The sequence below is a fragment of the Luteitalea sp. genome, from assembly GCA_009377605.1.
GTDB lineage: Bacteria > Acidobacteriota > Vicinamibacteria > Vicinamibacterales > Vicinamibacteraceae > WHTT01.
The window spans coordinates 1-8,696 of the sequence record WHTT01000139.1; the positions used below are offsets into that span (position 1 = coordinate 1).

Genomic DNA, 8,696 nt, shown 5'->3' on the forward strand with positions numbered 1-8,696 from the left:
CAACGCCACACACCCGCGCCGATCGTCAGGAGCACGATGGGCAACAAGCTCGGCGCTCCAGCCATCGCGGATGACCGTGAGCCGACCTGCACCGGCTGGCACCAAGCCACGCTCCCGTTGCTCTCTATGATCTTCGCGCGCACATAGCCCTCGTCGCCGCGGATCTCGTAGGTCGCGTTGAGCTCTGTGGCCTCACGCAGCAGGCGTCCGCCCTTGCCGATGAACTGAATGCGGTACTTCTCCTCCGCGCGCTCTTTCACGCTGACGGTGATCTGCTCGGGTGTCGCCTGATAGTCGGCGAGCTCGACCCCAGTCGACGCGTAGAAGTTCCCGCGATCCAGCGCGTCGACGATCGCGCGCGCCTCGAGCCGCGGCGCGCGGACGACGACCCATCCGCGCCCTGGACCGGACACGTTCGGATTCCCCGGATCCTTGAATACGTGCGCATCGTCCACCGCAATGCCGTAGAGCAGCGTGCCGTTCGTGAGGATGGCGTCCCACGCCTCCTCGAGCCCGGGCACGCCGCCGCCGCCGAGATTGTTGACCGTCGGATGGCCGTTGAAAACTTCGAATAGCCGGTTGTTGCGCACCTGGCGGAGCTCGTCGGCCGTGATCGCCCACCTGTAGTTCGGGTGATTGATGTGCGGTATGCCGTCGGCTCGACGGATCGCGTCCACGTTGCGCTGAAGAACGTCCACAACCGAGGAGCCTCCCTGCGGCTCGACGCGTGTGCTGACGTCGAGGCCGTTGACGTGCAGCGGCTTCTCGCCGAAACGGTCCGTCACCTCTTCACCCTTGAGCACGACGAATTGCTCGTCCGCCCCATGGAGCGCGTTGAGCGCCTCGACGGAGGTGAGGAAGTTGTGGTCCGAGAGGACCAGGAAGTCATAACCGTGCTCCCGGTACCAGCGCACGACCTCGTCTGGTGTCGAATCGCCGTCGCTGTTGAGCGTGTGCGTGTGCGTGTTGCCCTTGTACCACTGCAGCGACGCCTCCTCCTCCTGCGTCGCCGGCGTGGTCGGCTGCGCGGCTGCCTGCGAAGGAGCGCACAGAAGCACTGGAAGGATGAGCGCGAGGGCAAGACGAGTGAGCCTAGACAGGAACATGGCTGACCTTATACACCACATGGACGACATCCTCGCGACAACTTGCGCCCGTTCTCACGTCCTGGCCCCGACCAGAGAAGCGGGGCATCGTTTTGTCGCTTTGCATGCGTTATCTGCATCAACTCGTCTCGGAACGAGCTTGGCGCCAATATTGTGCCAAAGTGCAGACTGGCACATTTTGGGGATCTCACTGCTGGCGATCCTGCGACAGACCTATCGGTGATCTGGATGCTGCCGCCGGCGGCGCGGTCCACTCTTCTTCAATCAGCACGGAGCGAATTCGATCCGCTCGACAACGACACGTTGATGCGCGCGCGCGGCTGGGCGCTCGCACTGGGCCTCGCGTACCTGGCGAGATCTCGAGACGATGAGGCAATGGGCGCACTGGCTCGCGCGACAATAGACGCCACGCTGAACAATGACCTCTGGACGACGCTCCCGGTTGGGTAGGAGGTGTCGGAATGTAGCAGCTCGACGAGCGTTCCGGCCTGATCCTGCAGGCGCACGTTCTCCTGCGGGGCATAACCGTACAGATAGGTCACGTTCAGATTACCCTCTCGTGCTCTGCGCTCAGCGTCGCCATCGATCGTTGCGAATTGATGAACGTCTGCCAAACTCACTGAGAATCGTCTCGAGCACGGGAAGCATCGTTCCCGCGCGCTTGGCTCGGATGATTACGTCCCAGAGCGGCTCGACCTTCTTCCACCCCGCTGAGTATGCCAGATGCCGCAGGCCGGCCGTCATCTTCACCTTCATTGTCCGGCCTCCCCGAAAAGGAGCACCGAGAGATCCCGCTCGCGCGGGCCATCCAGCTCAACGAGGAACACCCGCTGCCATTCTCCAAGCAACAGTCGGCCTCCCGTCACGTTGAGGCAGGCCGACGTTGGCAGGAGAAGGGCACGACAGTGGGCATGACCGTTGGGCCGCTCTGCGCCGGTCATGTTCACGGTGCGTGCGAACGTGTCATCGTGCCGGTATCGGCCATCGCCTGGCGCGACGGCCTCGAGGATGCGCTGGAAGTCGGTCAGCAGCAGCGGCTCATGCTCGTTGACGATCACGGCCGTCGTCGTGTGAAGCGTCTGGACGTTGAGGATCCCGAAACGGAGGCCCGCGTCGACAACAAGGCTTTCGAGTCCGTCGGTCAGATCGATGAACTCGGTCTGCTGTCTGGTGGTGACATGAATTCTGGCGTGACGGCAGGTCGAAGTGCACCGCCTTCGCGCTGTCGCGCTTCGGCGTGCCAGGGGCGTGAGAGTTTCCATCGATGTCCTCCGCGTGGAAGCATCGATGGTCGGCGGGCGGAAGTCTTCATGGATGCGTGAGCCTTGCCTGAGATGTTCGTGACATCCCGGGCCCGAACGACTTCCAACCGAATGTATCTATGGCCGGCGGGTCAGGCCAAGGGCCAGGCCGAGGCCGAACAATGCACCTTCGCTCGTGGCAATCAAAGCGGCGGTCACGGGACCAAAGTCGGGCTCACCAATGAGCCGGCCGAGGGGCGTCAGGGCCGCCTGCGATCCGACGGCTGTCTGAGCGATGAAGTGAATCGTGCCTCCAACCAGAGGCCGACCCGCAAGCGCTAGGGCCAAGGCTGCCAGCCCGCAGGCAGCGGCGATCACGCCTGCGACACCGAGTCGCCGGCGACCCCGCGGCGCGGCCAGCCCGCCTTCGGAGTGCGCGGTTGCTGCGGCGTAGCCGAGTCCCGCCGCGCCACCGATTGCCAGACCTTCGAGGCCGCCCCCGGTGTCGACGTCCATTCCTACGAGTGCGGCCAGGCTCCATCGGCCGAGCCACTGCGCGGCGGAGCCGGCGAGGCCACCGCCCAGTGCCGCGCCGCAGAACAACGCAATCGTGCGCCGGGATCGCACAATTGACTCAGCCACCGACAGCCCCGCCCCGACGGCAGCGCCGCCAGCGCCGCCGCAGCATGCCCCGATGAGAGCCAGCACGGGAACCACCGCAAGGGAGGCAGCGCTCTCTGGCGCGGCCGTCAGCATCAATCCACCGGCTGCACCGCCCACGAGGCCGGCGAGGCCGCCGCCAATCGCCGCGCCGGCCCATCGTGCCGCGGTGACAGCAGCCGCCCGGCGCAGCCGGAGACTCACCAGCTCGCGCGCCGTGGCAAGCGCCGCCGGCTCTCCAACAACCGGCACCGAGCCGGCCTCTGCCACGTCCCAACGCGTATCCCGCAATAGCGCTCGCGCGAATGCGTGGCGAGGGCGAGTGCCAAGACGTCGCAACGCCTCGGACGTGCCAAGCGCGTGCAGCAGCTCTGCCGCCTCGCGCTGCTCTTCTTCCTCGCCCGCGTTGGCCGCCACGCGGGTAACCCGTTGCAGGAGCAGATCGTAGGGCTCGGCGGTAGCCTCGGGTGCCACCCCGTGATCCGGAACCGCCTGTTCCTCGACCCTCCAATCACCTTCGTCATCCTCCTCGACAACGTCTGCCAAGACGAAGCGGTATCCGTGGCGGGAGACGGTGCCTACGAATCGCGGCTCGCGCGGGTCGTCACCGAGCACTCGACGGATCGTCCGGATGGCCTGGCTGAGAGCGCTGTCGGAGACGACGACATCGCTCCAGATGCGATCGAAGATGTCACGACGATGCACCGCCTCGCCGCGCCGTTCGATGAGAAACACGAGCAGATCGAAATAACGGGGAATGAGCGGCTGCTGGCGCCCATTGCGAATAAGCACGCGGCGCCGTGGCGACAGGATGAACTCGCTGAAGCGATAACGGGGCACAGCCTTACGATACGGATGTCATCGTCATCGTAACCCAGAGACGAGCCCCATACGCGACGACGCGACTACTCCGCTCGCTGTGCCGCGACAGGACTAGTGAACGTCGCGCGCTCAGCCGCGAGACGTCGGTCGGGCTATGAGAAACTTGGGCGCATTGTTTTGGTGCTTCCTATTTGCCCTCTGCATAAACTCGTTCCGGGACCAGTTTGGCGCAACTCTTGCGCCCCCCGCAAACCCGGTCCTTTTTCTGTGCGTTACTGCCAAAAAGGTCCCCGGTTCCTCCTTCTGTTCGTCGCTCAACCATCGTTGGGCATACGACTTGGAGAAGGGACTCGGAGAAGGTCCTTACCCCTCCAATGAATTCGCGTTAGCCTAGCTCTTACCGGAACGTTTCCGGGGAACCTTGTCAGAAAAGAGGGGTGCATGAGCCCACTGCGCGGCCGCCTCTTCAAGGTTCTCCAGATCCGCCTGACCTGTGGAGGTACGCATGGCGCGCATTCCAGGGATCCGTCGGCTGTTCCAGCTCCCCACCTCGGAGGAGCGGGTGACGAACGAGGTAGAAGACGAGATCGCGTTCCACGTGGAGGAGCGGACGCAGACGCTGATAGCGCAGGGGATGGATCCTGCAGCGGCGCGGGCGGCAGCGTTGCGGGAGTTCGGGGACGTGCGCGAGGCCAGGGTGGAGCTCGAGGCGATTGCGCGCAGGCGCGTACAGCAGACTCGCCGCTCGGACTGGTGGAGTGACCTTCGCCAAGACCTGCGCTACGGGGCGCGCGCTCTGCGGCGAGCCCCGCTGTTCTCGCTTCTCGCCATCCTCACGCTCGCCCTGGTACTGCGGCAGGGCGCAGGTTGGATGGCGGCCGGGTTGGCAGGAGGTGCGCTCGGCATCGTGACGGTCGTGCAGCTCTTGCGCGACCTGCTCTACGAAGTGGCGCCGTTCGATCCCATTGCGCTCGGCGTCGCCATCGGAATGCTACTCGCGTGTGCGACGCTCGCGCTGCTCGCTCCGGTCCGACGCGCGCTGCGGGTCGACCCTGCCGCTGCGCTGCGGGCGCAGTAGCAGGAAAAGAGCGCGCGTCTCGCTTTGCGCCAATGCGTCATTCTCCGCCTTCAAGCGGCATCAGGACCGGACCAGTCGAACGCGATGTGCTTGCTCGAGCGACCAGCGCGATCCCACGAAAAGCCGAAGGCCTGCGCCTTGTCGGCAGTTGACGTGCCGTATGTCGCGATCGCGCCGGGACCCACTTCGGAGCCGCCGGGATTGTGGACCTGCACGCGCTGCCCCGGCAGCGTGGTCGGGCCGCCAAGCGCTTCCGCGCTGGAGACCAGCTTGCCCGGAATCTCCGCTCGCCACGACGCGAGGTCGTCCGCGACGCTGAAGTCGATGCGAGCGAGCTCGACGCCACGCACTTCGCCGATGAAGTTCGCAAACACACCCGGCCAGCCGCCAGCACGCCCGCTAAAGATTATCTGGAGAGCTTCACGCTGGCGCTCGTCGGCGCGCTCATCGAGGAACATGCCCATCGTCACCTTCGTCTTGCCTTCCCAGATGTTCCCCTCGAACACGCCGACTGCCATGACATTCAAGCCATCGAGCCGGACATCGCCGAACTGACCGCTCCGGACATGCCACGCCAGGATGCCTTCGCAGTCGCCGGAAGTGGGCGGCTGGGCAAAGGTGCACGGACACGGAATGCTGCACTTGCACGTATCGAACCAGTCCCCTTTGAGGCTCCACTTGGGAATCGCTGGCATTTCTCCCTCCCCTCGTCTGTTGAGCCCTCACCCCGTGACACGGTCACACCGCACGCATCAATATCCACGCACCCCAGAGCATGAGGAGCACCCCAGCAGCCCTTCCGAGCAGGACGCCACGTGGCGCGACCTTCTCGAGGAGCACGAAGAGCGCGATGGCCGCAACCCAGATCAGATTCATGACGCCTGCCGCAAAGAGTAGAAGCATCAGCGCCCAGCAGCAGCCAACGCAGTACAGACCATGACGCAGGCCCATGGTGAACGCGCCGCCTGCGCCATCGCGCCATTCGCTCGCGATGAAGGCAAGCGGCGAGCGACAGTGGACCAGGCAGGTGTTCTTGAGCGGGAGCCACTGATATGCGCCTGCAACGAGGAGGATCGCACCACCGGCGACGGCCGACCGAGTCGCCATGGCCGGCGACAACACGGCCACGCGATGGAGGAAGAGCTGGATCACCGCCGCGACGAGGCTGAAGACCGTCCAGGCGGTCAGGTAGCCGGATGCAAAGGCAACACTCAAGGGGCGCGCACTGCGGCCTCGGCGCCGACACGTGCCGAGCACGAGCAAGACGACCGGGCCAGCGGACGGCAGCATCATCGCAACCATCATCACCGTCCACATCAGGAACAGCATGACGAGCTCCGCCATGCCCCAGTCGGCCATCTCGGGCATCCCCATCGCCGCGTGCATGGCCGCATCCACCGCCGCCGCATTCATGCTGCTCGCCATGCTCACGAGGTAGATCCACGAGAGCAGCGTGATCACGGCCAATCCAGCCAGCACGATGAGGCGGTCCTGGCGGATCACTCGCTCGAAGGCCGATGGGGTACTGATCGATGATTCCACCGCGTCTACTTCCGGTTGGTCCAGTTGATCTCGGCCGCTGCCGCGTATCGGTGCGGCCACTCGAGACGCATATCGCCGTGTGTGGCGCGCATCACCCCGGTCGTGGCAATCGTCCCGTCATCCCACAGGAATCCACCTTTCGGATAGACGATGTGGACTGCCTTGTCTTCGCCGGTAACGGGATCTGTGAGCGGCGTCAGCTGGACTTCAATGGCGCCCGGGACCTCCACGCGTGAGCGCTCGCCGTCGAGATTGATCTGTACGGGCTTTCGAATGGGCCCTTCCAAGCGCGTCACGGTTCCTGCCAACGCCTCCCACGGCATACCGCCCATCTTCCCGGACAGGATGGCGACGAGCGCGTCCACCTGGCTCTGTTCCGCCTTGTCATCGACGAAGAGCACCACGTGGCCGTTGCCCTCGTGAATGGCCTTCGGATACTTCATCATCAACGCCACGCGCAGGCCGTTGAGGGAGACGTCTCCGACCGCACCGTCCTTCACTTCCCATCCCAGGACGAACTCGCACTTCCCTTCGTTGGGAAAGCCACCAAACTGACAATTGCACCCATGCTGACAATTACAGGCTTCCAGATAGTCCGCCTTCATGTGATAGGCGGTCTCCGGTGTCACTTCGGAAGGGGACATCTGCAACCTCCATCTGAGGAGCGGAAGCAATCAAGGGGAGGGACTGACGGCTATCTTACACCCATGGACGAGCCGCCGCTCACGATGAATCGTCCCAGCACGCATCGTCCCAGCGAGCGCATCGTCCCAGCGAGTTGACACCCCTCCGATTTGCTCTTACGCTTTCGCGTACGGGAACGTTCACGATCTCGGTGTACTGGGGGGTACGCCTATGTCCGGCTGGTGCGGCCGACTTGTCTGGGCACTCTTCCTTCTGTCGTCGGCATCCAGTGCCGCTGCACAGGCTGTTTACGGGAGTCTCAGCGGAACCGTCAAGGATGACAGCGGCGGCGTGCTGCCGGGGGTGACGATCACAGTCACCAGCATCGAGCGCAAGACCGCTGACGTCGTCGTGTCGAACGACTCCGGGTTCTTCGTCAAGGATCGTCTGCTGCCCGGTCTCTACGAGGTGAAAGCCGAGCTGTCCGGGTTCAAGGTGGCCGTCGTGCCAACGGTCACAGTCGGCGTCGACTCGCAGACGCCGGTGAACTTACAGCTCGAAGTCGGCGTTGTCAGCGAAGCGGTCACGGTGTCTGGCGGTGCGCCTCTGCTCAGGACGGATCGGGCGGATGTGGCGAGCACCTTTGAAGCCAAGCAGCTCACCGAGCTGCCCGTGCTCGACCGGAACTTCACGAAGTTCCTGCTCTTGACACCGGGGACACAGAATTTTACCTGGCAGCAGAACGCCGCGGAGAACCCCCAGGGCTCGACGCAAATCCAGGTCAACGGCCAGCACTTCAGCGGCACCGGCTATCAGCTCGATGGCACGGAGAACCGCGATCCGATTCTCGGCATCATCGTCATCAACCCCTCGCTCGAGTCGGTGGCCGAAGCCAAGGTCACGTCGCAGAATTACGACGCCGAGTTCGGCCAGGCGGTCGCTGGCGTGGTGTCGGTCCGTACGAAGTCCGGATCAAATCAGTTCTCTGGGAGCGCATTCGAGTTCCACCGAAATGAAAGCTGGCAGGCGCGCGACCCGTTCACGCAGTTCGAGCCGGATCCGGTGACCGGTCGCTTCGTTCCAGAAACCACGCATAACCAGTTCGGCGGCTCCTTCGGCGGACCGATCATGCGGAACCGCTGGTTCTTCTTTGGTGACTACGAGGGCACGCGCGACAAGCTGGGTGGCTCGCAACTGTTGTCGGTTCCCACGGAAGCAGCGCGGCGCGGTGATCTGAGCGCCTATGGCGTCAACATTTTCGACCCGCGCTCGGCGGCCTCTCCTGATGAGCGCGCGCGGTTCGCTGGCAACGTCCTCCCGGCAGAACGCATCTCACCGCAGGCACAGGCGATCCTGAATCTGATTCCGACCCCCAATACTCCTGGTGTCGACAACGGCACGCGTGACAACTTCGTGGCCTCGGGGTCGCAGACCTTCGATGAAAACTCGATCAACGTCCGGATCGACGGCCGGCTGAGCGACAAGCTCAATACGTTTGGGCGCTACAGCACGGGCGACTTCTTCACGGATGGCCCCACGGCACTGGGACAGGGTGGAGGCGCGCCACTCGGCGGCAACCTCGGTGGTGTCTCGGACGTCAGGAATCACAGCCTGGCGTACGGC

The 8,696-nt window shown here is 64.3% G+C and carries 6 protein-coding genes and 3 pseudogenes (1 of these 9 running past the window's edge); 2 read left to right on the plus strand and 7 right to left on the minus strand.

Annotated features, from left to right (window positions below; translation table 11 throughout):
- The 4 genes and pseudogenes from GEV06_26735 to GEV06_26750 form a co-directional block, all read right to left on the minus strand.
- The coding region (locus GEV06_26735) for a hypothetical protein (protein MPZ21459.1) at positions 1 to 1,106 on the minus strand (1,106 nt) is incomplete at its 3' end.
- 434 nt (positions 1,107 to 1,540) lie between these two features.
- Positions 1,541 to 1,654, minus strand: a pseudogene (locus GEV06_26740) (SAM-dependent methyltransferase).
- Between the two features lie 204 nt (positions 1,655 to 1,858).
- Entirely contained in the window at positions 1,859 to 2,368 is a 510-nt protein-coding gene (locus GEV06_26745) for a YjbQ family protein (GenBank protein MPZ21460.1), read from the minus strand.
- A 1,179-nt stretch (positions 2,369 to 3,547) separates the two neighbouring features.
- Positions 3,548 to 3,847, minus strand: a pseudogene (locus GEV06_26750) (transcriptional regulator).
- Between the two features lie 487 nt (positions 3,848 to 4,334).
- On the opposite strand from GEV06_26750, the gene GEV06_26755 reads away from it, so the two are divergent.
- A complete protein-coding gene (locus GEV06_26755) occupies positions 4,335 to 4,907 on the plus strand; it encodes a hypothetical protein (protein ID MPZ21461.1) in 573 nt (190 codons plus the stop codon).
- 50 nt (positions 4,908 to 4,957) lie between these two features.
- On the opposite strand, the gene GEV06_26760 is transcribed toward GEV06_26755, so the two are convergent.
- The 3 genes from GEV06_26760 to GEV06_26770 all read right to left on the minus strand — a co-directional run bounded on the left by GEV06_26760 (position 4,958) and on the right by GEV06_26770 (position 7,093).
- Positions 4,958 to 5,602 (minus strand): DUF1326 domain-containing protein, encoded by a 645-nt coding sequence (locus GEV06_26760; protein MPZ21462.1) that lies wholly within the window; start codon positions 5,600 to 5,602, stop codon positions 4,958 to 4,960.
- Between the two features lie 43 nt (positions 5,603 to 5,645).
- Positions 5,646 to 6,332: a DUF2182 domain-containing protein gene (locus tag GEV06_26765; GenBank protein ID MPZ21463.1), complete on the minus strand. Its 687-nt coding sequence runs from the start codon at positions 6,330 to 6,332 to the stop codon at positions 5,646 to 5,648.
- 122 nt (positions 6,333 to 6,454) lie between these two features.
- On the minus strand, positions 6,455 to 7,093 hold the full coding sequence (locus GEV06_26770) for a DUF1326 domain-containing protein (protein MPZ21464.1): 639 nt from the start codon (positions 7,091 to 7,093) through the stop codon (positions 6,455 to 6,457).
- A gap of 211 nt (positions 7,094 to 7,304) precedes the next feature.
- Between GEV06_26770 and GEV06_26775 the strand changes: the two are divergent.
- Positions 7,305 to 8,696: pseudogene (locus tag GEV06_26775) on the plus strand (hypothetical protein); it runs 516 nt beyond the window's last position.

Coding starts and splice junctions, on each gene's coding strand:
- GEV06_26745 (MPZ21460.1), bottom strand. CDS start 2,368: ATGGAAACTCTCACGCCCCTGGCACGCCGAAGCGCGACAGCGCGAAGG.
- GEV06_26755 (MPZ21461.1), top strand. CDS start 4,335: ATGGCGCGCATTCCAGGGATCCGTCGGCTGTTCCAGCTCCCCACCTCG.
- GEV06_26760 (MPZ21462.1), bottom strand. CDS start 5,602: ATGCCAGCGATTCCCAAGTGGAGCCTCAAAGGGGACTGGTTCGATACG.
- GEV06_26765 (MPZ21463.1), bottom strand. CDS start 6,332: ATGGCGAGCAGCATGAATGCGGCGGCGGTGGATGCGGCCATGCACGCG.
- GEV06_26770 (MPZ21464.1), bottom strand. CDS start 7,093: ATGTCCCCTTCCGAAGTGACACCGGAGACCGCCTATCACATGAAGGCG.